The organism is Photobacterium ganghwense (assembly GCF_017329545.1).
In the GTDB taxonomy this organism is placed as follows: domain Bacteria; phylum Pseudomonadota; class Gammaproteobacteria; order Enterobacterales; family Vibrionaceae; genus Photobacterium; species Photobacterium ganghwense.
Genome location: NZ_CP071325.1, coordinates 2,491,347 through 2,515,327, shown reverse-complemented (window position 1 = coordinate 2,515,327; position 23,981 = coordinate 2,491,347). Strand labels below are relative to the sequence as shown.

General features: G+C 38.3%; 22 protein-coding genes. 18 read left to right on the top strand and 4 right to left on the bottom strand.

Annotated features, from left to right (window positions below; all coding sequences use genetic code 11):
• Positions 1-49 precede the first annotated feature (49 nt).
• Genes FH974_RS11400 through FH974_RS11385 form a run of 4 tightly spaced genes read left to right on the top strand, consistent with a single transcriptional unit; the run spans position 50 to position 2,486 of the window.
• Complete coding sequence (locus FH974_RS11400; protein ID WP_047883801.1) at positions 50-988, top strand: UDP-glucose 4-epimerase family protein; 939 nt, start codon at positions 50-52, stop codon at positions 986-988.
• Between the two features lies 1 nt (position 989).
• A complete protein-coding gene (locus FH974_RS11395; protein ID WP_047883800.1) occupies positions 990-1,562 on the top strand; it encodes a sugar transferase in 573 nt (190 codons plus the stop codon).
• A 39-nt stretch (positions 1,563-1,601) separates the two neighbouring features.
• On the top strand, positions 1,602-2,183 hold the full coding sequence (locus tag FH974_RS11390) for an elongation factor P hydroxylase (protein ID WP_207103285.1): 582 nt from the start codon (positions 1,602-1,604) through the stop codon (positions 2,181-2,183).
• 33 nt (positions 2,184-2,216) lie between these two features.
• Positions 2,217-2,486, top strand: a complete 270-nt coding sequence (locus FH974_RS11385; RefSeq protein ID WP_047883792.1) for a YfcL family protein — start codon at positions 2,217-2,219, stop codon at positions 2,484-2,486.
• 644 nt (positions 2,487-3,130) lie between these two features.
• Here the strand turns inward: FH974_RS11385 and FH974_RS11380 are convergent.
• The 4 genes from FH974_RS11380 to FH974_RS11365 form a co-directional block, all read right to left on the bottom strand.
• Positions 3,131-5,302 carry a YjbH domain-containing protein gene (locus FH974_RS11380; RefSeq protein WP_047883975.1) on the bottom strand — a complete coding sequence of 724 codons (2,172 nt, stop codon included), beginning with the start codon at positions 5,300-5,302 and terminating at the stop codon, positions 3,131-3,133.
• A gap of 11 nt (positions 5,303-5,313) precedes the next feature.
• Positions 5,314-6,204 carry a capsule biosynthesis GfcC family protein gene (locus FH974_RS11375; RefSeq protein ID WP_053061722.1) on the bottom strand — a complete coding sequence of 297 codons (891 nt, stop codon included), beginning with the start codon at positions 6,202-6,204 and terminating at the stop codon, positions 5,314-5,316.
• A gap of 16 nt (positions 6,205-6,220) precedes the next feature.
• Entirely contained in the window at positions 6,221-7,009 is a 789-nt protein-coding gene (locus FH974_RS11370) for a YjbF family lipoprotein (RefSeq protein ID WP_242551826.1), read from the bottom strand.
• A gap of 90 nt (positions 7,010-7,099) precedes the next feature.
• A complete protein-coding gene (locus FH974_RS11365; protein ID WP_084712451.1) occupies positions 7,100-7,414 on the bottom strand; it encodes a hypothetical protein in 315 nt (104 codons plus the stop codon).
• Positions 7,415-8,518: 1,104 nt separating this feature from the next.
• Between FH974_RS11365 and FH974_RS11360 the strand changes: the two genes are divergently transcribed.
• The 14 genes from FH974_RS11360 to wecA all read left to right on the top strand — a co-directional run bounded on the left by FH974_RS11360 (position 8,519) and on the right by wecA (position 23,911).
• Complete coding sequence (locus FH974_RS11360) at positions 8,519-9,661, top strand: polysaccharide export protein (RefSeq protein ID WP_047883789.1); 1,143 nt, start codon at positions 8,519-8,521, stop codon at positions 9,659-9,661.
• 53 nt (positions 9,662-9,714) lie between these two features.
• The gene (locus tag FH974_RS11355) at positions 9,715-11,874 is read left to right on the top strand and encodes a polysaccharide biosynthesis tyrosine autokinase (protein ID WP_047883788.1); all 2,160 of its coding nucleotides are present in this window, start codon (positions 9,715-9,717) and stop codon (positions 11,872-11,874) included.
• Between the two features lie 133 nt (positions 11,875-12,007).
• The gene (locus tag FH974_RS11350) at positions 12,008-13,033 is read left to right on the top strand and encodes a nitroreductase family protein (RefSeq protein ID WP_169776008.1); all 1,026 of its coding nucleotides are present in this window, start codon (positions 12,008-12,010) and stop codon (positions 13,031-13,033) included.
• A 38-nt stretch (positions 13,034-13,071) separates the two neighbouring features.
• Entirely contained in the window at positions 13,072-14,559 is a 1,488-nt protein-coding gene (locus FH974_RS11345) for an oligosaccharide flippase family protein (protein ID WP_047883787.1), read from the top strand.
• Between the two features lie 57 nt (positions 14,560-14,616).
• The gene (locus FH974_RS11340) at positions 14,617-14,889 is read left to right on the top strand and encodes a hypothetical protein (protein WP_207103284.1); all 273 of its coding nucleotides are present in this window, start codon (positions 14,617-14,619) and stop codon (positions 14,887-14,889) included.
• Complete coding sequence (locus FH974_RS11335; RefSeq protein ID WP_207103283.1) at positions 14,847-15,740, top strand: polysaccharide pyruvyl transferase family protein; 894 nt, start codon at positions 14,847-14,849, stop codon at positions 15,738-15,740. The genes FH974_RS11340 and FH974_RS11335 overlap by 43 nt, the downstream gene beginning before the upstream one ends.
• A 9-nt stretch (positions 15,741-15,749) precedes the next feature.
• Entirely contained in the window at positions 15,750-16,694 is a 945-nt protein-coding gene (locus FH974_RS11330) for a glycosyltransferase family 2 protein (protein ID WP_047883785.1), read from the top strand.
• A gap of 13 nt (positions 16,695-16,707) precedes the next feature.
• Complete coding sequence (locus FH974_RS11325) at positions 16,708-17,628, top strand: glycosyltransferase family 2 protein (protein ID WP_053061720.1); 921 nt, start codon at positions 16,708-16,710, stop codon at positions 17,626-17,628.
• Positions 17,629-17,664: 36 nt separating this feature from the next.
• Positions 17,665-18,867 carry a hypothetical protein gene (locus FH974_RS11320; RefSeq protein WP_047883784.1) on the top strand — a complete coding sequence of 401 codons (1,203 nt, stop codon included), beginning with the start codon at positions 17,665-17,667 and terminating at the stop codon, positions 18,865-18,867.
• Complete coding sequence (locus FH974_RS11315) at positions 18,864-19,754, top strand: glycosyltransferase family 2 protein (protein WP_047883783.1); 891 nt, start codon at positions 18,864-18,866, stop codon at positions 19,752-19,754. The genes FH974_RS11320 and FH974_RS11315 overlap by 4 nt, the downstream gene beginning before the upstream one ends.
• A complete protein-coding gene (locus FH974_RS11310) occupies positions 19,754-20,500 on the top strand; it encodes a glycosyltransferase family 2 protein (protein WP_047883782.1) in 747 nt (248 codons plus the stop codon). The genes FH974_RS11315 and FH974_RS11310 overlap by 1 nt, the downstream gene beginning before the upstream one ends.
• 11 nt (positions 20,501-20,511) lie before the next feature.
• A complete protein-coding gene (locus FH974_RS11305) occupies positions 20,512-21,678 on the top strand; it encodes a nucleotide sugar dehydrogenase (protein ID WP_047883781.1) in 1,167 nt (388 codons plus the stop codon).
• Positions 21,679-21,814: 136 nt separating this feature from the next.
• Positions 21,815-22,735, top strand: coding sequence for a UTP--glucose-1-phosphate uridylyltransferase GalU (galU, locus tag FH974_RS11300; RefSeq protein WP_047883780.1), 921 nt, complete (start codon positions 21,815-21,817; stop codon positions 22,733-22,735).
• Between the two features lie 66 nt (positions 22,736-22,801).
• Positions 22,802-23,911, top strand: coding sequence for a UDP-N-acetylglucosamine--undecaprenyl-phosphate N-acetylglucosaminephosphotransferase (gene wecA / locus FH974_RS11295; RefSeq protein ID WP_047883779.1), 1,110 nt, complete (start codon positions 22,802-22,804; stop codon positions 23,909-23,911).
• Positions 23,912-23,981: the final 70 nt, after the last annotated feature.

Here is a 23,981-nt window from a genome sequence, read left to right as displayed (position 1 = left end):
GGCGTATGATACTCTTTTTTTTATGAAATAGCGTTAAAGAGACTTAAGTTTGAAAGTATTTGTTACAGGTAGCACAGGCTTTGTCGGGAAACAACTGGTCGACAGCCTGAATTCACGTTCTGAATTCGAAGTGATTTGTGCGGTTAGGAAGGTTCAATATGACAGTGATGTGTTTTTCGATTTAGGGGCAACCTTTGATTTGATCGACGAATTGAAAGGCTGCGAGGCCATCATCCACTGTGCAGGTCGTGCCCATGTGATGAATGAATTTGCCGATAATCCACTCGCTGAATACCGTAAAATAAACACCGCGAGTACATTACAGTTGGCACAACAGGCCGCTGAGGCTGGCGTAAAGCGTTTTATCTTCATCAGCAGTATTAAGGTCAATGGCGAATCGACCGAGTCAGGCAAGCCTTTTACCCCAGATGTGGAGCGTGCTCCTCATGATCTCTATGCTCTGAGTAAGTACGAAGCCGAGTTGGGGCTGCGAGAGCTTGCCGAACAAACGGGTATGGAAATGGTGATAATTCGCCCTCCATTGATTTACGGCCCAGGGGTTAAAGCCAATTTTGCCTCATTGATTAAATTAGCGTCTAAAGGGTTACCTTTGCCACTGGGGGCAATTCATAATCAGCGCAGTATGGTGTATGTGGGTAACCTGATTGACTTGATTATTAATTGTATCAGTAGCCCAAAGGCCGCCAACAAAACCTTCTTAGTCTCTGATAATGATGATTTATCAACAACACAGCTACTATCTGCCCTTGCAAAAGCTATGGGCAAACCGAGCCGTTTGATTCCAGTACCCGCTTCATGGCTAATGACGGTGACGAAATTGCTGGGCAAGCCTGCCATTGGTGAGCGTTTGTGTGGTAATCTTCAGCTTGATATTAGTGAGACCAAATCCTGTTTGGGTTGGACGCCGCCATATAGCGTCGCCGAAGGCCTGAAGCAGACAGTATCTGAACCCAGCCAACAGAAGTAATATGCAATCGCCTTTAATCCGCTTCCTCGATCGTTTTTTCGCCTTGTGTGGGCTTATCTGCCTATCGCCGGTATTTGTTATTGTTTATCTCCTCGGCAAGCGAGATACCGGGCAGCCGATTTTTCGCCAGGAGCGGGTCGGTAAAAATCAGCAGCCTTTTACGCTGGTGAAGTTCCGTACCATGCCGGTTGAAACCGCATCGGTTGCCACTCACTTGGTCGATGCTAGTTCGGTGACTAAACTGGGCGCTTTCTTGCGCAAAACCAAGCTGGATGAACTGCCGCAGCTGATCAATGTGGTCAAAGGGGAAATGAGCTTGGTGGGGCCTCGTCCTTGCCTGTTCAACCAAGTGGAACTGATTGAAGCGCGCCAGCAGCGCGGCGTGCTTGATGTCCTGCCGGGGATCACCGGCCTGGCCCAGATCAACGGGGTCGACATGTCGACGCCAGTAGAACTGGCGGACATGGATCGTGAGATGATCCAAACTTTCAACCTAAAAGCTTATTTTGCCTACATTCTGCAAACGGCTATTGGCCGCGGAGCAGGAGACCGGGTCAAGAGTCGTAATCGCTGAACCATCAATTACAATTATTCTCCATGACATGAATGCATCATGACTAAGAACCTTAATAATAATGTTCATATCGACGACCATAAAAATGATGACATTATTGCGATTTTCAATCGCTGCTTTCTCGAAAGCTACAACACCGAATTGATCCTCGGAGGCGACGAGCCCATTTATCTCCCGGCCGATGCGGACAATCCCCACCATAGAGTGATCTTTGCCCGAGGTTATTTTGCCTCGGCACTGCATGAGATTGCTCATTGGTGTATTGCAGGTCCCAAGCGTCGCCTGCTGGAAGACTACGGTTATTGGTATGAGCCGGATGGTCGTACGGCAGAGGTTCAGGCCGCGTTTGAAAAGGTCGAAATTAAGCCTCAGGCTATTGAATGGATATTGTCGGCCAGCTGTGGTTTTCGATTTCAGGTTAGCTGTGATAACCTGAGCGGAAGCTGTGAGCCTGATCGTGTCGCATTTACCAATAAAGTACGTGAGCAGGTTTTTGAATATTTAACTAGTGGTCTATCTGAGCGAGTACAAAGCCTTTCTGATGCTCTGAGAGATTTCTATCAGATAGGGCCTCTTGAAACATCTGATTTTCCAGCCATAAATAATAGTGTTGTGGCTTAACTCTTTGCATATTAAACCGTTATTGAGAGTAAAATGATCCAGCAATATGAAGAAAAACTGCTGAGTTTGATTGATGAGATGGTCGAAACAGCTTCTGATGATGAGTTGTTTGCAGGTGGTTACATTCGTGGTCACATCTCGTTATCTGCAGCGCAGTGTGAGCAAGAAGAACAATTTTCTGTCGATGCTATGAATACGAAAGTCGATGAGAGTATCGCCACTGCCCAATCAGAACTCTCACCTGTTGATCAAGTGATAGTGAAGCAGATGTGGGAAAATCTTAAGATGTCTGCAGATCATTGATGAAAAAAAGGCATCTATACTAGATGCCTTTTTTATATCCACTATTGTCTAATTATCTGTGCTTAAATACTTTCTTCGATAATCAGAGGATTTAGCAAAGATGATCGTCGGAAAAATGGTTAATAAAAAACCAGTTGCATATATTATGTTTTCATTAGCAAGTAGTTGATAGCTACTGAAAATAAAAATAAATAGCACTATCAATAAGTTTATAGAGTGAAGAATAGGGTGATTAAGCGTAAAGCGAGCATAGGCCCTAAACATTATGAATACCTCTTATGTTCGTCATTTATATGACTTTTATTTGATGTGCTTGTCATTTTATTGACAATGTTATTACTACATATAATAGTCTATTTATAGATAAGAAAATCACAAATATAAATTAATTAGGCAAGATGTCACAGATCTGATACGGGCTTAATTTTTCGACTTTTATTTTTTTTAAATTTGTGGCTGTTTAGTTTGATTGTTTCATATTCCAAACTGGTATAGTGACGAGTTTTATTTGTATGTTTTTTAAAAAATGTAAAAATATTTAATTAAATGTATGTTATGACAATAAAACAATCACTTATATAAAAATAGCGCCATTACTTTGACTTAACGTAATGGCGCTAGTGTTTTGATACGATAGCTAAATGTTAATTAATTGCGTTCCTACCATACCATGGGGAACGGGCATCAGTGACGTTAAACAGTTGATATTTGCGGTTGAGCATTTGGCCACCATCTCTAGAAAGTGGTAACCAAGATATTGTCGCTCGATTGGTACTAGGCTTAACTGTCATGACATCAAAGGGAATGGATATGTAGAAGCCTTTGTTGAAACTACCTTCACCAAACTCCTCTGAAGAAAGATCGGTGAAAGCCGCGAAGGCCCCGGCAATAACACCACTGTCAAACTGTTTTGAAAAATCAATAGTTAAGCCCTTGTCTTCAGTAAGATACTGACCAGCACTGAGCTTTAACAAAGTATTAGGAATCCAGTTCCATTGAGGCTGATAGTACAGGGTTGCGTGTCCGGTTAACCCGCCCGTTTGAACGCGGTAGTTACGGTTGGTCAGAGGATCAAATTGAACCTCCTCCTTAAAGAAACCAAACTGTGAGTCAGGATCTCGTTGAACAACGTAGTTGGCATCGAATCCTACAGCCCAATTACTACCTAAAGGACGGTAAAGGATTTCGCCACCGATGCCACCGAACATCATTTCCAGATACCCACCATATGCCTGTGCATACCAGTTACTGCTGACTTGGTCCATCCAGGTCAACTGTAAGTTATTCATGCGAACAGGGTTATCATTTATGTATTGGCGTACTAACGTTCGAACACGTTTCAAGTCTGTGCCATCTGGTGGCACTTCGTATAAGAATTTATCGTAATTATCGTAAATGTTGAAATAGACTGAACCGCCAAATTCTACATGCTTGGTAAACCAGTAATTTGCGCCAGCATTGACCCCAATGTTAAACATGTAAAAATTTTCTGAACCCCCAAAAGATTGCTGTAGGGTAGGGGAAAAACTGTAATCCCACTGCTTCTCTGATCTGGCGTACAGAGTCCCTTGTGGTGTCGTTGGGTTTTGGTTTTGGGCGACATCAGCAACCGAGGTGTTGATCTCTTCATGGTTCGCTACTTTGGCGAACTGTTCAGCGTTAATGCGAGTTTCGGTAACCGGCTGGTAGTTTGACGTTTCAACAATTCTATATTCAGAGGCTTGAGGCCCTTGATTGGCTAAAAGTGTACTTGCTCGCAGCAGAGCTTCATTTCTCTCACGGTATTTAGTTTGCGGAGAGACAACCGTAATTGAATCGTTATCGGCATAAATACTCGGATCTTCATACCCTGCGATTTGATGGAGATCTTGTGCTAGTTGCTCCCAAGCCTCATCTGAAAGTTTATACGAGGCATGATTTTTCCCTGGATGATAATCTGGTGCAGGATCGTCCAACCAGGTTGATTTTAAGTCATTAAAGTTGGTGTTTAGATTAAAACCAAATGTCCAGGTGTTTCCTCGCTCATAACTCAGGCGAAGATCCCCCCAGTCCCCAAGCCTGTAAAGTACACCATAGTTAAATTTACTGTCTTGCGGCATGGTAATGTTGCCACGTGTAACAGGGAAGTCGCTTTTATAGTCGTTACCGTCATATTCAAGCTTCAGTCGGAGTGGTGACCAAGGACTTTGGTATTCAACACCACCGAACAAGGCACTACAACCAGTGAACATACGATCAATATCGAAGCTACCGCCCTTTCCTTTATAGTCAGTACCACGCCCACAATCGTCACTACTACGCTTATCACCGGTTAAATTGCCGCTGTTACCTATGTAACCCCAGCCAACACCAATGGTGAAATCGAATGGGCCTACATGTTTGCTGGCGGCAATAAACTCGCCGTCAAACAGCCCTGTACCACCAAAATCTCGCACACCAATGGCAGTTTCAGGTATCCAATAACTTTCTTTTAAAAGCCTGACTTTTACATCGATGCCTTTATCTGTGTATTTTGTATCATCACTAAAGTTAGGATCATTACTGTACAGAAGATCCTGAACCAAAGTGTAACGAATGGTGGTTTCTAGCCATGGCAATAGCTGAAGAGAGACGTTGTAATGATGATATTCATCGTTATAAGTTGCTCCGAGTGTCAGTTCACCTTCTGGAGCCATGCGTGCTGATGGCATTTGTATTAAGCCAACTCCCCCAAAATCTGTTTGAGAGGGTTGGTTAAGCGGATAGCTGAATTCGTCAGCGTAACTTTGATAAATGGGTAACATGGCCAGTGTGATGGCCGATAACGATATTTTCATAACTGGTTGCATCACAAGGCCTTGTTCCGAAGAAGTTCAATCATATTGGCATTAAAAGACGAAAGCTCTGATGGCAAGCGGCTGAAGCCGAGATAAATGGCCGCTCCTGGTGCGATATCTTTGTGGTTCCTATTCCAGTAGGCGATGCTATGTGTCTCGATGACACCATCTGGTTGGATAACAGTCGCATAGCTATTGTCAGCGAGATTTAGTGGGAGAGCCTGCTGAATATAGGTATCAGCACCTGATCTTGATTGCCAGCGTTGTTGACCCGGTTTACCTACAGCGCCCAAAACAAGCACATGATTTGGGCGTGGCGGTAAAACGAACGTGAAGTTTCGAGATAAAAGAGGATTGTGCTTTTTGTCAATGCGAACAAGGTCTACGTCCAAAGGCGTAAAAACACGTTTACCAATGGCAAGAGATTGAACAATCTCCTGTTGAGTGGATAAGCCCAGTGTTTCCGGTCGGGACAGAGATAATGATTTTATTTGCGATAATACTTCTGCTTTTATTGGGTGTGGGAAATATTCAAAAAGCCCAGCGCCGGCCCAGTAGGCGGAGGTATCTGCCAATAAAGCATCAATGTGAAACTTATTGAGGTTATCTGCGCTATCTTTGAGTAGTTGAGATAAACGGATAGGGTTTGAATAATTCAATTCAATATGCTGGCTGTCTCTATCCTCAAGTGATGACTGAGCCAATCCACTAAAAAGGAGAACTTTTGGCTTTTGCTGAGCAGGAATCGATGAATCAGAAATAGAAGACGTCGAAATGATACTTGATGTAGATACTGTAGATGCAAAAGCAGAGTTATAAGCCATTAGGCATAAAACAACCCCGGAACTGGCAAGAAATTGAGCTTTTTTTAATAAACTACTTTTTTGTTGAAACGTGTTCATTAACAATCCCTGTAGATTAAGCAAAAGGTTTGAGAATGGTAGTACTTATATACGGCAATCCAGGCGCTATCTTCTGGCGAGACTTAATGACCTGACCAGTATTGGAATCAATCCAAAACTCATTTTCAAACTCAAGGTCAAGTTCCCGAACAATTACATGTTCGATAATGTAAAGAACATCAATTAATTGTTCGTTAACGCGAATTGTTTGTTTTTCCCCGGGAGCAAAGCGTGAGCTTAAGGTGTAACCAAAATGGTATCCCGGCTGCCAGTCAATAAATCGAGTCCACTCTTGGGGAGCATTTGACTGGTGCAAACCGATAGCAACTGGATCGTGATCGAGATTCGAAATATACGATAGATTTCCATGGGGGAGATTCAGCGTTTTCACCAGTCGGCCAGATTGAGTTACCAACATCCCTTTATCAGAAGACAACCACTTTAATTGCTGTTTCTCTGTGGTCAAAGATGAGGTTTGAGATTCTGTTGAGTGAAACTGTTTTTTGGTTGATGGATGAGTTTTAAATTGATTGGTGGGTTCAACTAACCCCAATACCAGAAAAGCCTGTGGCCCACCATCAATTTGAGCATACATACTGGCATAAGGGAGCGCTTTGATCTCTGATTGAGACAATACAGTGTCCTCATTGCCAAACAAGGCTAGATTTAATGTGTCATTTACATCTTGAAATTTTTGGCTACAGCCAGAAATAGAAAGGGAACTGAGTATTAAAATGAATAAAAGAAAGAAACGCTGCATATAAGGCATCCCGGCTTCAATCAGCAATTTAACAAAGTCAAACATCGACTAAATTTAACAGAAATGAGTGAAAAATAACCGCAACAAAGTGCGGTTATTCGATAAACAACAAAAGTTAATGCAGATATTAAAGCATTAACCTTGAGCTGCAGAGACAGATGTCGAATTGTTGTTATTGTTGCTTGAATCAGCAACAGCAACAGCACCAACAGCAACAGCCGCACCAACGGCAACAGCTGTAGCAGTGATACCGCCAGCAGCAGCAGCAGTTGCACCCGCTGTACCGGCTGCAGCACCTGTTGATGCTGCAGTTGTAGTACCTGCTGTTGAAGCGGTAGTGCCAGAGGCTGTAGTACCGGTTGTGCTTGCCGTTGAACCTGTTTCAGTCGCAGCAAAAACACTGCTTGTCATTGCCATCGCAGCGAAAAGAGCAATTGTAGTTTTTTTCATCCTATTCCCTTATTGTTATTAAGCTAGCTAAACAAAATGCTTTTCTAAGAAGCAAAAGCGATAACCGCCTTCTATGCAATGATATGGTGAATGAGAGCAATGCGCAATGCGTCAGAAAAGCTGTTACAAAAGAATGCCAATGTTGTCATGTGAATGACATGCGATTTTTAGATATTACTCCCATAAAAAAGATCCGTGAACAAAAAACACTCAATTACACACATTCAGTACTTGTGTAACTTAATGACAGATATGTATTTTTTCTTCACGGAAAATATGTGTTCGCCAGAATCTAAAAGATCAGAACGGTCAAATTTGTTAATAAGCCACAAAATTCATATTCCTATCATGACAGAAAATGTGTAGAATTTGTGGCGAATTTTTATGATTGAACCATTGATACCTGCTTCAGACTAGGTATGATGACAATGTTTGTGCGAAAATTACCGTTTTTTAAAGTGCTAGTAACACCTATCTTATTGTTTTTGAAAGAGGGTGTGTCTTAGCACTTTTTAACGAAGTCACAAAGCTTTACAAAACAAGGGTAACGATACTGGTTATTGGGAACCACACCCAAGGGCGGTAGCGTATCTGAAATCCTCTGCATGGAGTGTGTTCGGATTTCTGCTCCACACCCACACCCACACCCAAGATTCTTAGTAGGCATGTTAAAGGTATAATTGATTTTACTACCGATTACATGTTTTTGATGGATGTCCCAGATTAATTTTTGGATGCTTGCAAGTTCTTGCCTGTCGACTCTTTGCTGGATAGCAAAGGATTGCACTCTCATATAAGTGCTCTAATGAAGGTACTTTTAGTACGAGTCTAAAGCCTATTAAAGGCTAATTTAGACAAGAAGACCCATATCTTTATTCGTAATAGCCGAAGTAACTTGCATTGCCGGTAGATTGTAACTTCTGGCCAGTCAGGCGGGAAATATGGTCTTAGTCATTATCACGATGCTGATTTTCAACGGGCATCACATCTGTTTGTGGACGAAACCCAAAGATAGCATTTTAAAATATGTTGTTGATATTCAGGTGGTTACATGAGTACCAACAACATTAGTTTTCTGAACTTACCTTAGCGATAAAATCACTTATGCACGTCTCAAAGAAGCTTTTAATATCAGCGACAATCTCAGCATTGTTAACAGGATGTTCGTTGCCTGGTTCGCACCTAAATGTTGAGAACAAAAATATTGTTGCTGATAATTCAGATAATAATGTTGATATTTCAAAGCAAGTAAACGTCTACCCGTTAACTGCAAGAAAAGTCAAAGAGTTTAGTAAGCCTTACGTATCTGCCAAATCGAATACCGCGCTGGATGCTGAGATTGCTCGTTATCAATACCGCATTGGCCCGGGTGATATCCTGAATATCACCATTTGGGATCATCCTGAACTGACCATTCCTGCTGGTTCATACAGAAGTTCTACTGAAGCCGGTAACTGGGTTCACGCTGATGGCACGATTTTTTATCCGTATATCGGCCAGGTAAAAGTTGAAGGCAAAACAGTGACAGAAGTCAGAACGGAAATTGCGCGTCGACTGGCAGCATATATAGAAAGCCCGCAGGTAGATGTTAATGTGGCCTCATTTCGTTCACAAAAGGCCTATGTAACCGGTGAAATAAATAAGCCAGGCAAACAGCCTATTACCAACGTACCGTTAACTATCCTAGATGCCATTAACCAAGCCGGCGGTCTTGCTGCAGATGCGGACTGGCGAAATGTCATGCTAACACGTAATGGTAAAGAAGAAAGTATTTCACTCTATGCACTCATGCAGCGTGGTGATTTAACACAGAATCGCCTATTGCGTCCAGGTGATATTATACATGTACCTCGTAATGATGCGCAGAAAGTGTTTGTGATGGGTGAAGTAAATGAACCCAAACTACTCAAGATTGATCGTGCTGGTATGAGTTTGACAGAAGCTCTAAGCAATGTGGGAGGCATCAACCAACTTTCTGCAGATGCAACCGGTGTTTTTGTGATCCGTAGTAATATGGAAGCAAAAGATCAGCAAAGTGATGTAATTGCAGACCTTTACCAGCTCGATATTCAAGATGCCTCAGCGCTTGTGATTGGTACCGAATTTGAGCTTCAGCCATACGATATTGTATATGTCACAGCCGCACCGATTAGTCGTTGGAACCGTGTGATTACACAACTATTGCCGACGATCAATGGCTTTAACAACCTAACAGAAGGCGCACTTCGCGTTCGTAATTGGCCGTAAATAAATTACGAGTTTAAGTACTTACTTTTATTAAAATTAGTTATTGAGAAATTATGAGCGTTCCACATAATACACAAGTCAAGCAGGACTCAGCCGAGATTGATTTGGGCAAACTGTTTGGCATCTTGATTGATAACCGATGGATGATCATTGCGGTTACATTTATATTTGCCGTTGTCGGTATTGCCTATGCCTTGATGGCGACACCTATTTATAAGGCGGATGCCTTAATCCAGGTTGAGCAGAAAAGCTCTGGCATGCCAGCCCTGGGTGATATGGGAGAATTGTTTGCCAGCGAATCTTCAGCCACGACCGAAATTGAAATCATCAAGTCACGAATGATTTTAGGAAAAACGGTCGATGCACTGAATCTGACTACGGTAGCTACTCCAAACTACTTGCCGATTGTTGGTAAAGGCTTGGCCCGTATTCAGGGTAACAAACGTGATATTGTGATTTCGCGCTTTGAAGTGCCTGAATACATTACCGAGCCAGTATTTGAGCTCAAGGTGATGGATGGTGAGGCTGGGACATTTGCGCTTATCGATGCGAATGAAAAAACAGTACTTGATGGCCGTGTCGGTGAACTAGCGCAACAGGGGGATTTTAAATTATTTGTCACCGCACTGTCTGCCGAAAACGATGCTGCATTTACGTTGGCCAAGCGCTCGCGATTGGGCGCTATCGAATGGCTTCAGCAAAACCTGAGTGTGAGTGAACGCGGTAAGCAAACAGGGATTTTGCAGCTCAGTTTTACCGGTGAAAACCGTAATGAAATTGAAGAAATCCTGAACGACATCAGCCAGAATTACTTCTTGCAAAACGTAGCACGCAACTCGGCCGAGGCGGAGAACAGCTTACAGTTTTTACGCACACACCTGCCAGATATCAAAGCGCAGCTGACGGCATCTGAAGATACGCTGAATAAATTCCGCCAGGAAAATGAGTCGATTGACCTTGGACTTGAGGCGAAATCGACGCTTGATGTCATGGTAACCATTGAAGCTCAGCTCAATGAATTAACATTCAAGGAAAGCGAAATTTCACAACGCTTTACCAGAGAGCACCCTGCCTATGTGGCTTTGCTTGACAAGCGTCGCACATTATTGGGGGAGCGTGAAAGGCTCAATCGACAGATTCAGAAATTGCCAAAAACCCAGCGTGAAGTGCTGCGCATGACCCGCGATGTGGAAGTAAACCAGCAGATTTATGTTCAGCTGCTTAACAAGGTTCAGGAACTCAATATTGTCAAAGCCAGTACGGTGGGTAATGTACGTATTCTGGATGCTGCCCAATCATATTCGCGAGCGGTTAAACCGAAGAAACCGTTAATTGTGGTATTGGCAACGCTACTGGGCGGTATGCTGGCTGTCGCTATTGCATTGTTGCGGGCAGCATTCCATCGTGGCGTTGAAAACCCGGATGAAATCGAAGCGATTGGCTTACCGGTATATGCCAGTGTACCGATGTCGGACTGGCAAATTGAACTTGAGAAAAAACAAAAGGGTAAAAAGCAACTGACTGTAAATGAAACCTTGCTAGCGGTATCCAATCCAGCGGACTTATCTATTGAAGCTCTGCGTAGCCTGCGAACCAGCCTGCATTTTGCGATGATGGAAGCAAAGAATAATATAATAATGATTTCCGGTCCAAGTCCTGGCATTGGTAAATCATTTGTTTCAGCCAATATGGCTGCCGTGGTTGCCAAATCAGGCTCTAAGGTTCTAGTGATTGATGCTGATATGCGCAAAGGCCGCATGGAAAACCAGATGGCTGTTAATCCAAAGCCGGGCTTGTCTGATTTCTTAAGTGGTCAAACTGACATCGAAAGCCTATTAAAAAAACCAGGTGTTGAGGGGATGGATTTTATCGGTCGAGGTGACGTACCACCCAATCCATCTGAACTCTTGATGCATCCACGTTTTAAACAACTGATGGACTGGGCATCTGAAAATTACGATATCGTGATTGTAGATACGCCGCCTATTCTCGCCGTTACTGATCCAGCGATTGTTGGAGCACATGCTGGGACGACCTTGCTTGTGGGGCGTTTTGGGCAAAACTCAGTTAAAGAAATTGAAGTGACTAAACAACGTTTTGAACAAAATGGTATAGAAGTAAAAGGATTCATTCTAAATGCTGTAATTCGTAAGGCGAGTAGTTATTATGGAGGTAATTATGGTTATTATAATTACAGTTATGAATCAAAGTAATTCTACCATGAAATGAAGGTTAACTAAAAATATAACCTTAAATCGGTAATATTATTAATTAAGTAATAACGAGAGTCTCGTTATTACTTATTAATAATTACAAGGCGAAATAGTTTTGTATTGGTAAATGTTGATGAAAAATTTGATAAGAAAATCTAAAATTTATTTAGCTTTGAAGAAAATAAAGAGAAATTTGTCTGAGAAATTAAGTTTAGTGAGTGTTTTTTATTATGACTTTAAAAGATTCAAGCTACATTACACTACAAATGCCTTAAATAAAGATGATCAGAAGAGTCTAGAAAGTTGGCTTCTACAAGATAAACATAGAATAGAAAAAGCTTTAAGTCTTCCAAAGCCAAGATATAACTTTGGAGAAAAAGTTATCGAAAGGCTGATACAAAATCTGAATCAGTATGAGAATAATTTCTGTAAAAATGAAGTCTATTATATTGCTGTTGGTTCGATAAAAGCATACGTAGATTTTCACAAAAAAAACAACGTTCATATATTAGATACCATTCAATCTCACATTAATAGACTTAATCACGAAGATTTTAATAATAAAATATGTAATACAGTAGGCGTTGTTAATTATAAAAAAATAGAAGATACATCAGATTTCTTTGAGAGTTTTGCACTATCAAGACAGAGTTGTAGAAATTATGATATGGAAAAGAATATTTCTCGTGAGCAACTTGAGAAAATTATGAAAATAACAGCTAAAACACCGTCTGTTTGTAACCGCCAGCACTGGAAACTTCATGTTTTTGAAGGGGAAGTTATGGGGGAAATATTAAAACTACAAAATGGAAATTTAGGGTTTAATAAAAACATTCCATATTTAGGTGTTATAACCAGTGATCTAAGATCCTTTTATATGCCAGATGAAAGGACGCAGCCGTTCACTGATGGCGGTATGTTCGCTATGAGTTTTATTTATGCGCTTCACTCTATAGGTGCTTCCTCTTGTGCTTTAAATTGGTGCACGAGCAAAGAAAATAATGAAAAAATGTACAAGGTTTCAGGTATTGAAAAGAATGAGTCTATTATTATGCTTATAGCATTTGGATATGCAAAAAGTGATAGTAAAAATGCCTGTTCACCAAGACTTAATTTAGACAATTTTTATTCTATAAATGAAGATAGCACAATAGTCTAGTTATTTAACCTTAAGATAATGTTACCTGAAAATATAGAATGATAAAAAACTCATTTTTTCTGCTTTTTAAGTTGTTAATTACTTTATTTGTGACGCTCTATTGCTCCAGAGTGCTGTTACAAGAGCTAGGTATTGAGGACTTCGGGATTTACAACATTGTAGGAGGGATTGTATCTCTTCTATCTTTTTTAACAGGAGCATTAGCTTCTTCATCGCAGAGATTTTTTTCATATGAGTTAGGAAAAAACAATGGTAATATAAGCAATTACTTTAGTATGACGATGATTGTATACTTTATTTTGTCTATAGTCTTAGTTATCATAAGTCAAACAATCGGTTTGTGGTTTATTTACGAAAAGATAAATATTCCATCAGTTAGATTTAGTGCTGCTATAACGGTTTATCAAGTATCTGTTTTAACATTTATTATATCAATAATGGCTGCTCCTTTTAATGCCTTGCTAATTTCTTATGAGAAGATGAAGCTATATTCATTAATTGGAATAACAATCGTTATTATTAGATTGTTGTTAGTCATTTCTTTGATATATATAGATGCTGATAAATTAATTGTATATTCAATTATTTCATTGTTTTTATCATTTATTAGTTTCTTGCTTCCTTTTTATTTTTGCAAGAAGCAAATAAAAGATGTTAAGTTCAAGATTGTATGGTCTAGAAAAAGGTTTAACGAGTTATTAAGTTATAGTGGATGGAATTTATTTGGAAGCTTATCAGCAGTAGGTTTTAATCAAGGGGTAAATATTTTAATTAATATATTCTTTGGACCCACGGTTAATGCAGCTAGAGGCTTAGCAGTTCAAGTAAACTCTGCTATATTAGGATTTACTACGAATATAAATACAGCAATTAATCCACAAATAATAAAAAGATATTCTTCGAATGAGCTAGAGTCAATGTTAGGTCTCGTAAAAAACGGGTCTAAGTATTCTTTTCTAGTGATAGGATTTATTAGTATTCCTATTTTGTTTAATACAGAGTATATTTTATCAATTTGGTTAACAGAAGTTCCAGAATATACGGTTAGTTTCATTCAGTTAATTATAATTGATAGTTTAGTTTGTGGCTTTTCTGCACCTTTAATGACGTCAGTTCAAGCAACTGGAAAAATAAAATACTATCAAATAATTGTTGGTGGTCTTCTATTGCTGAATATTCCTATATCTTATTTCTTACTTATTAAGTACTCTAATCCATTAATCCCTCTGCTAGTTACGATAGCGTTGTCATTTATAGCATTTAATGCTCGCTTATTTTTCACAAGGAGTTTAATAGGTTTAGGTATAAGAGACTTTTATTTAAATGTAGTAATAAAAAGCATTGTTACAATACTGATTTCTATTTCTGCCAACTTGTTTGTTTTGAATAAGGTTGGAGGTTTTGGTTTTCTAAATATAGTGATTGTGGGTTTAATTAATAGTGTTTGTATTTTTATCTTTGGTTTGAATAGAACAGAGAAGAAATTTATATCAAGTAAAATTTTTAGTGTGTTGAAAAAGTATTGATTAGAACTAATTGTGCTTTTATCTAATATTATTTAATGTCTTAGTTTTGGAAATAGAATGAAAATTGGTATTTTAACTCAACCTTTAAAAACTAATTATGGCGGTTTGTTGCAAGCATTTGCATTACAAAAATATTTAAAAGCTTCTGGGTATGATGTATATACCATTGATTTTGAGGAAATAAAACAACCTAAGTTGTTCGGTATAAGGGGCATACTAAAAAACATAATACAAAAGTATATGTTTGGTAAGGCTGGACAACCAATTACAACTGATGATAAAAATTTTTGTATCAGAATCGATCACAACATACAGAGCGTTTTATTCTAGAAAATATTCAAACAACTCAAAAAATAAATCACAAAGATCATTTGTCATTTATTAAATATTATAACTTTGATGCATTTGTTGTTGGCAGTGATCAAGTTTGGCGTCCAGCTTATAATTCAAGCTTGTCTACATTTTTCTTGGACTTTTTAGATGAGAATGATACTGATACAAAAAGAATATCATACGCAGCATCTTTTGGGGTAGATCATTGTAATGAGTATTCACAGGAAGAAATTATTAAGTATTCTCGATTACTAGAGAAGTTTGATTTAGTTTCTGTGCGCGAAGATTCTGCGGTAAATCTATGTAATGATGTATTTAAAGTAAAGGCTCATCATGTAATTGATCCGACACTTTTATTAAGTCAGAATGATTATCAGGAATTGATTAATAAAGATTCATTGAACCTTTCTGAAAATGAAGGTGACCTAATGGTTTACGTTCTTGATAAAAGTGAATCAAAAAAATTAATTATTGATACTATATCGAATCGTCTTTCTCTTAGCCCTTTTACAGTAATGGCCCATTCTGAAAATGACGTTTTTCCGCCAGTTACAAAATGGTTGAAAGGGTTTTCAGACTCAAAGTTTGTTATAACTGACTCATTCCATGGAGTTGCCTTCTCTATTCTATTTAATAAACAATTCATCGCAATTGGAAATAAGGGAAGAGGATTAGCAAGATTTTTGTCGATACTGAAACTTTTTAACCTAGAGAATAGACTAATCCATTCCGTAGAAGGTTTAGAAAAAGTTGACTTATCAACTCAAATTGATTACAAGATTGTCAATGAAATCTTAGATAAAGAGCGTATAAAGGCAAGCAAACTTATAAATTCATCACTTAACTAAAGTTGTATTATGAGTAAAGATTACCCAATTTCAGTCATTATGACTTTATTCAATTCCGATGCTTATTTAAAAAAATCATTATCTAGTCTATTTGAACAGACTTTAGATTGTTTCGAAATTGTAATAATTGATGATGGTTCAACAGATAATTCTCTATCGACAATAAAGTCTTTGATTGATTTTTATCCTCACAGAAAAAATCATATCAGAATTATTTCTCGAGATAACCGGGGGGTTGCTTTTAGTCGAGCCGAAGGTATTAACTTGTCAAGTGGAGAATACGTAATTTTTATGGATAGTGATGATTGGGTCCATAAAGATTGGTTGATTGGTTTGTTAGAAATGGCTCGTAATCAAGAAAGTGATATCGTTATATGTGACTTTTATAATGTATATGAAAGTGATCGATTAATATTAAAAAAAGAAAAAATTGAAGGAGGTAATGATAATTGGTTTAGACAATTACTTATTGGTAATGTAAGTAACTCTAATTGTAATAAGCTAGTCAAGAGAGAACTCTATATAAAAAATGAAATTAACTTTCATAGTGGGTTTGACATGGGAGAAGATTTTTATGTTACGATGAGACTTTTATTTAATGCTAAGAAAATATCTTATCTTCCAAAGGGGCTTTATTATTATAATAGAACGAATGAAAGCTCTCTAACATCTATTTATTCAAGTAAGTCATTAAATGATTTGGCTTCTATAGTTTCAATGACTGAAAGTTTCTTATTGAACTCTGGGTCACATGATAAGTATAAAAAAGAGCTTGTTTTATTAAAAATAAGAACAAAACAAACAATTCTTAAGTATGCAACAACTGCCAATAAAAAATTGTCTATCACTACATTTGATGATGTTAACAAAAATATTTTTTCTTTGGGAAGTAAATCATTAATCCTATTTTATTTGCTTTGGATTATGAAGTTAGATTTTTTTTCTCAAAAATAAAGGCTTTTTCAAAATGACACGTCTAAAATTATCAATCTGTATTTGTACATATAACCGGCTTGAATTTCTAAATACTTGTGTTGATTCGGTCTTGAAGCAAATTAATGGCTTAGAGGAAGTGGAGCTTATTATTATCAATAATAACTCTACTGATGAGACTGAATCATACTGTCAAAACTTAGCTCTAGATAACAAAAATATTAGGTGTTTTTTAGAAAAAAACCAAGGGCTTAGTCATGCTAGAAACCGTGCTAAAAAAGAATATCATGGAGAATGGCTTGCTTTTTTAGATGATGATGCATATGCATCAAGTGATTGGGTTAATAATATTCTTAATGTTATTGAAAACAATAACTTTGATATATTTGGTGGTCCATATGACCCTTGGTATAAAGATGGTAAAGAGTCTTGGTATAAGGATATATATGGCTCAAATAGAATGTGGTTGCCCTTTAATAAAACAACTAGACTACTTGATAAATCCGTAAGCGGTGGGAATATGATTATTAACCGTAATGTACTAGAGAAGCTGTCCTTTGACATTGATAAGGGAATGAATGGTTATAATCGCTCTTACGGTGAAGAAACTTACTTCCAAACTAAAGCTAAAGATTTAGGTTTTAAGGTATATTTCGTTCCGGATATTCTTATTTTTCATTTTGTTCCCAAGAGTAAGCAATGTATAGAATACTTCATAGAAAGAGCTACTATCCAAGGTAACGAAAGAGTTAATAATAAAGATATAGATGCTAGTTATTTCATGCTGTTTAAGATTGTTTTGAAGTCAACGTATTCAATATTGTCTAAAAACTTTTCTAATTTACTAAAGTTCATAAAGGGAGAAGTTGGTACCTATAACATGTATATAGATAACTTAGTGCTTATAACCTATTATAAGAATTTCTTTTCAAGTGTTATTAATAAGTTAAAGTAATGGTTTTTGTGTCTGGCATATTAACGTGGTGGGTTTGTGTTGGTTAAAACCATAAGTTTTTTAAATTCAAAGCTATTTCTTTTATACTTGTTGATTACAGCTGTTTTTTTGCGTTTTGAAGCTATCTTTGGAGCAAATAGAACAATTATATTTAGGATATACTTAATTACATTATTCATTGTTGTACTCTACCAACTTTTTTTAAAAGGTGTGCCTAGAAAAGCATTAATTATGCTGTTATTAGCAATGTCTTATTCTGTTATAATGTCAGTTGTTTGGGTAGATTATTTGGATGGCGGAATATTGGATGTTATTAGGTATTTCTTGCATTTTTTATTCTTTATCTCCCCGTTTTATATCGCATATAGCTTTAATAAGTCAGATTTTAATATTGGAATTAGTGATTTTAAAAAAGTTGCTTTTGGGTCTTTGTTAACAAGCTTGATATTGGCAGGAATTGAAACTTATTTTCGTTTTTTTGAATCATCTAAAATATTGGTTTTGAAAGGCGGTTATGACATAGACAGAGTTGAAAGTGGAATAAGTATGGGGTTATCTACTAGTAACTTCTATTCCTTTAAATATGCAAGTTTTATGTTTACTGACTCCAATGGGTTGGCAATAATTCTTGTTTCTTTACTTGCTTTAACTTTAGTTTTAAAGTTTAGAATATTGTCAATATTTTCCTGTGTCTTGATATTTTTAACATTAAGCCGTTCTGCTTATTTAGGAGCCTTTCTTACATTTTTCATATATTTGTTGTTTTTTAACTCCAGTTTAAAAGCAAGTTTAAAGATTTCATTGTTATTAGTGTTTTCTTCATTGTCTTTAGTTGCTTTTTATTTGATGATTATTTCAATAACGTCTTTTAACGATGGTAGTTTAACTACAAAGTTTGATATTTTAGCAAGTTTATCGAAAGTTGGTTTCGTCAACTTAAAAGAATTAATATTTGGCTTCGGAATTGACCATGGAAATTACGTTTATAGTCCTGGAGAGAATTATTATGCACATATTTTGTTTGCTCTTACTCTGGGACAAGTTGGTTTACTGGGAACGACATTATATCTAATGTTGATAATCTACCTTTGCTATTGTTACTCTTTTAAATTGGTAATTTTGTTTTTTGTTCCATTCTTGTTTATGGGGTTATCATTAGCCAGCCCTTGGGAACCAGCCCCATTTGTTTATTTGCTTGTAGCTTATTACGCTACCAGAAACCAGGAACCATTAGCGTGAATAAATTGCTGTCAATTATAATTCCTCATTTTAATTGTGAAGTCGGTCTTGCCAAATTATTAGATTCAATACTATGTTCATTATCTGAGCATCAATTGGAAATGATTGAGATAATTGTTGTTGATGACAATTCTCTTGATGAAAATACTTTTAAGAGTTGGAAGGATAATTATCCATCTGTGGTTTTTTTATCTAATAATAGTGGTGTTAGAGGTGCTGGTGCAGCTAGAAATATTGGCCTCAAACATGTAACTGGAGATTATTTGTTATTTGCTGATGCAGATGATTTTTTAGCCGATGATTGGTTCAGTATTATATCTGAACATTTAATTAATAACAGCTATGATGTAATTTATTTTTCTCCAGCATGTATTTCATTATCTGGTAGAAAACCCACCAGGCACTTAAGGTATGTAAAACTTGTTCATAACTTTATTGAAAATAATGATGCTTCAATTCGATATAGATTTCATGTTCCATGGTCAAAGTTGATATCAACTAAACTTGTTAAGGATAATGGAATACTTTTTGATGAGGTAATAGCTTCCAATGATGTCTCCTTTTCATTACAGGTCGGAAGTGCTGCAAATTCGATTGATTGTAAAGCTAATCAAATTTATGTTGTTACAGAGGGTGAAGGCTCATTAACAACATCAAAATCTATCGATAAGCTGCTGTCAAGAGTTCATGTACTACTAAAATATAATGCAAGTTTGTCTTCTATGGGTGAAAGTCAATATTGTATTTCACCATTGCCGCTGATTTATGAGATCATTAAAATTAACCCAACTACAGGTCTTAGTCTTTTTTATAATTTAGTCAAAAGCGGTAATAGAGTACTACACCTGAATTATTTCAAACGTTATGTTTTAAGTAAGGTTTTTTAATGTTAATATCAATTATAACAGCAACTTATAATTCTATTGATTTCATTGATAGAACTTACCAAAGTATTCTTGATCAATCGTATACAAACTGGGAATGGCTAATAACAGATGACTGTTCTTTTGATGGAACTTATGAAAAACTGTTGTTATTAGCAGAAAAGGACTGTCGAATAAAAGTATTTAAAAATGAGGTAAATTCTGGAGCAGCTGTAAGTAGAAATAAATCAATCTCTTCTGCTAAAGGTCGTTATCTCGCATTTATTGATAGTGATGATGTTTGGCATCCCAAAAAGCTTGAGCTGCAAATTGATTTTATGTCTGATGAGGTTGTTTTTTCATTCACCCCATATCAAATTATATCTGAAAACGATACATTCCTAGGTAAGGTTGTGGATAAAGATAATGTATCTTTTGTGGGTTACAAAGATATGCTTAAAAAAGAGGCAACATTAGGTTGTTCCACAGTCATGCTAGATTTAGAACGTTTTTCTAATCTACAAATGCCTAATTTGCGCACAGGGCAAGACTATGCATGTTGGCTGATGTTATTAAGACAAGGAAACAAGGCTTACTGTCTAAACGAAGTGTTAACTAGTTATAGAATAACTGCCGGTTCAATATCTAGAAATAAACTCAAAAAAGCCAAACGCCAATGGCAAATATATCGGGAAGTTGAAGGGTTAGATTATATAAACTCATTTCATAATTTTGTTTATTATGCACTTCGTGCTGTTTTTAGAAAATAAAGGTATTAGTTATGAAAATTTCTGTCGCTGGTACAGGATATGTTGGCCTGTCTAATGCTGTTCTTTTGGCGCAGCACCATGAAGTTGTCGCCGTTGATATCGTCGAAGAAAAAGTGAACATGATTAATGATCGTGTTTCACCAATTGCTGATGCAGAAATTGAAGATTTCCTAGCAAATAAAGACCTGAACCTCAAAGCAACGCTTGATAAACAACTAGCATACAAAGATGCAGAGTTTGTCATCATTGCAACACCAACCGATTATGACGTTGTTAATCACTACTTCAACACTTCATCTGTTGAGGCGGTTATTAAAGATGTGATGGAGATTAACCCAAATGCAGTAATGGTGATTAAGTCGACCATTCCTGTTGGTTACACTAAACAAATCAAAGAGCAATTCGGCTGCGAGAATATCATTTTCTCCCCTGAGTTTTTGCGTGAAGGACGAGCGCTTTACGATAACCTTCACCCATCCCGAATTATTGTTGGTGAACAAAGTGCACGTGCACAGACTTTTGCTAACTTGCTGGTTGAAGGTGCTATCAAAGAAAATATCGAAGTGCTATTTACTGATTCTACGGAAGCAGAAGCCGTTAAGTTGTTCTCTAACACTTACCTTGCTATGCGTGTTGCTTATTTCAACGAGCTGGATTCTTATGCTGAGTCTCACGGACTTGATGCTCGACAAATCATCGAAGGTGTTGGCTTAGATCCTCGTATCGGTAGCCACTACAACAACCCATCATTTGGTTACGGTGGTTACTGCCTGCCAAAAGACACCAAGCAACTTCGTGCCAACTATCAGGATGTGCCGAACTGCCTAATTGGCGCGATTGTTGATGCTAACACTACGCGTAAAGACTTTATTGCTGACTCTATCATTAGTCGCAAGCCTAAGACTGTAGGCATCTATCGTCTGATCATGAAATCTGGCTCTGATAACTTCCGAGCATCCAGCATTCAGGGCATTATGAAGCGCATCAAAGCCAAAGGTATTGATGTCGTGATTTATGAGCCGGTACTGGAAGAGAAAGAGTTCTTTCACTCTGCGGTTATTTCTGATCTAGAAGAATTCAAATCCGTGTCAGACGTTATCGTTTCAAACCGGATGGCAGAAGAGTTGCTCGATGTTGAATCGAAAGTGTACACCCGTGACCTATTCGGCAGTGATTAATTCAGCGAATTTAAAAAGCGATATTCGTTCATTTTTTTTATTGTTAAATGATGCTGCCCGCTATGGCATCATTAAACTTTAGCATTGCCGCCATATTGTATATGGCGGCTGTTTTGCTTAATGATTAAGGGTAATTATGAAAAAAATAACAAAAGCCGTCATTCCAGTGGCGGGGCTAGGAACACGAATGCTTCCTGCGACTAAGGCGATTCCAAAGGAGATGCTGCCATTAGTTGATAAACCACTTATTCAATATATCGTTAATGAGTGTGTTCAGGCTGGTATTAAAGAGATTGTGCTGGTGACGCATTCCTCAAAAAATGCAATTGAAAACCACTTTGATACCTCCTTTGAACTCGAAGCGACGCTAGAGAAGCGCGTTAAACGTCAGTTGTTAGATGAAGTACAGTCTATCTGTCCGCCGGGCGTGACTATTATGCATGTTCGTCAGGGCCAAGCCAAAGGGTTGGGGCATGCCGTTTTGTGTGCTAAACCTTTGGTTGGGGACGCGCCTTTTGCGGTTGTGCTGCCGGATGTTATTCTTGATGAGTACACAGCAGATCAGTCTACTGAAAACATGGCCGCCATGCTGAAACGCTTTGAAACGACGCAGGCAAGCCAGATTATGGTTGAGCCTGTTCCAATGCAAGATGTATCAAAGTACGGTGTGGTTGATTGTGATGGAGTAACTTTCGGTCCGGGTGAATCACAAGCGCTGAAAGCTATGGTTGAAAAGCCAGCAGTCGAAGAAGCACCTTCAAACCTCGCAGTTGTAGGACGTTATATTTTGTCTTCCACCATTTGGGACAAGTTGGCTATTACCCCTCCGGGGGCGGGTGATGAAATTCAGCTGACTGATGCCATTGCGATGATGATGGAGGACGAAAGAGTTGAAGCTTTCCATATGTCCGGCAAATCTCATGACTGTGGCGACAAGCTTGGTTATTTAAAAGCGTTTGTTGAGTATGGCCTTCGCCATGAAGCACTGGGTGATGATTTTACACAGTATTTAAAATCCTTGATGGGGGCTGGTACTCCGCTAAAATTAGTCGGTTAACGAGTGAGCTGTTAATTGTTGAACTGACCAACCCCTTTTAATTTATTGCTCAAGTAAGAGTTTATTATGACAGCTACCGCATTTATTTTTGTCTTTGTGATGTCTTTTTGCAGCCTATTTGTTTTTCGTAAAGTGGCAAAAAGAATCGGCTTAGTGGATAAGCCTAATGCCCGTAAACTACATCAGGGGGTAATTCCTCTAGTGGGAGGAGTGTCTATATTTAGCACTCTTGTTATCGCCTTTCTTCTATTTACTCCTGTCGATAGCGACACGGTTTTGTTCTTAATTAGTGCAGCGATTTTGGTGATTACCGGTGTAATTGATGATAGGTATGATATTAGCTTTAAGGTCAGACTTGTTATTCAGGCTGCTGTTTCTTTGGCGATGATCCAGATTGCTGGTAAAAGCCTTCATAATCTGGGCTACTTGATGGGCAGTGAAGCGATTGAATTGCCGCTAGCCATGAGCTATCTGATTACCATTTTTGGCGTTATCGGTGCGATTAATGCGTTCAACATGGTTGATGGCATAGATGGTCTGCTTGGCGGCTTGGCCTCTGTCACCTTTGCTGCATTGGGTTATATGTTCTTCATTGATGGCAATGAAGCATTAGCTGCGGTTTGCGGTTTGATTGTTACTGCTATGGTGCCGTATATCATGTTGAACCTGGGCTTTCCATTAGGTCGCCGATTTAAGGTCTTCATGGGTGACGCTGGCAGTATCTTTATTGGTTTTACTGTGATCTGGCTGCTGATTGAAGCCACCCAGGGTGTGAAGACTACTCACATTCGTCCTGTTACAGCGCTTTGGGTTATTGCGGTTCCTCTTATGGATATGGCCACGATTATGATTCGTCGTATCCGTAAAGGACAGTCTCCGTTTAAGCCGGACCGTGAGCATCTCCATCACATCTGTCAGCGTATTGGTTTGTCTTCTGGGATGTCGTTGGTGGTTATCTGTACGTTGGCTTCAGTGTTGGCAGGCATTGGCATTTGGTCGGATGTCAATAAAGTCAGTGAGTCGGTGATGTTCTTTAGTTTCCTTGCCGTTTTTGTCGGTTACTTCCTGGCAATCAGCTACATTTGGCGTATTACTACGTTTATTCATAAGCTAGTCGGTAGTACCAAATCTGCCGAGCTAAACCTTGAAATGGGTCAGTCAAATTTAGAAAAGTGATGAGGCAGAGATTAGCGCGGTAGCTTGTTTCGAATGTGCTGTACCAAAGTTTTACAGGTGCAGCACATTC

Bases quoted from the DNA above. Each gene is read 5' to 3' on its own strand.
- FH974_RS11340 (WP_207103284.1), top strand. From the start codon at position 14,617: ATGAAAATTGGTATTTTAACTCAACCTTTAAAAACTAATTATGGCGGT.
- FH974_RS11345 (WP_047883787.1), top strand. From the start codon at position 13,072: ATGATAAAAAACTCATTTTTTCTGCTTTTTAAGTTGTTAATTACTTTA.
- FH974_RS11350 (WP_169776008.1), top strand. From the start codon at position 12,008: ATGAAAAATTTGATAAGAAAATCTAAAATTTATTTAGCTTTGAAGAAA.
- FH974_RS11390 (WP_207103285.1), top strand. From the start codon at position 1,602: ATGACTAAGAACCTTAATAATAATGTTCATATCGACGACCATAAAAAT.
- FH974_RS11370 (WP_242551826.1), bottom strand. From the start codon at position 7,009: ATGTTTGACTTTGTTAAATTGCTGATTGAAGCCGGGATGCCTTATATG.
- FH974_RS11310 (WP_047883782.1), top strand. From the start codon at position 19,754: ATGTTAATATCAATTATAACAGCAACTTATAATTCTATTGATTTCATT.
- galU (WP_047883780.1), top strand. From the start codon at position 21,815: ATGAAAAAAATAACAAAAGCCGTCATTCCAGTGGCGGGGCTAGGAACA.
- FH974_RS11395 (WP_047883800.1), top strand. From the start codon at position 990: ATGCAATCGCCTTTAATCCGCTTCCTCGATCGTTTTTTCGCCTTGTGT.
- FH974_RS11305 (WP_047883781.1), top strand. From the start codon at position 20,512: ATGAAAATTTCTGTCGCTGGTACAGGATATGTTGGCCTGTCTAATGCT.
- FH974_RS11385 (WP_047883792.1), top strand. From the start codon at position 2,217: ATGATCCAGCAATATGAAGAAAAACTGCTGAGTTTGATTGATGAGATG.
- FH974_RS11325 (WP_053061720.1), top strand. From the start codon at position 16,708: ATGACACGTCTAAAATTATCAATCTGTATTTGTACATATAACCGGCTT.
- FH974_RS11330 (WP_047883785.1), top strand. From the start codon at position 15,750: ATGAGTAAAGATTACCCAATTTCAGTCATTATGACTTTATTCAATTCC.
- FH974_RS11360 (WP_047883789.1), top strand. From the start codon at position 8,519: ATGCACGTCTCAAAGAAGCTTTTAATATCAGCGACAATCTCAGCATTG.
- wecA (WP_047883779.1), top strand. From the start codon at position 22,802: ATGACAGCTACCGCATTTATTTTTGTCTTTGTGATGTCTTTTTGCAGC.
- FH974_RS11355 (WP_047883788.1), top strand. From the start codon at position 9,715: ATGAGCGTTCCACATAATACACAAGTCAAGCAGGACTCAGCCGAGATT.
- FH974_RS11380 (WP_047883975.1), bottom strand. From the start codon at position 5,302: ATGAAAATATCGTTATCGGCCATCACACTGGCCATGTTACCCATTTAT.
- FH974_RS11365 (WP_084712451.1), bottom strand. From the start codon at position 7,414: ATGAAAAAAACTACAATTGCTCTTTTCGCTGCGATGGCAATGACAAGC.
- FH974_RS11375 (WP_053061722.1), bottom strand. From the start codon at position 6,204: ATGAACACGTTTCAACAAAAAAGTAGTTTATTAAAAAAAGCTCAATTT.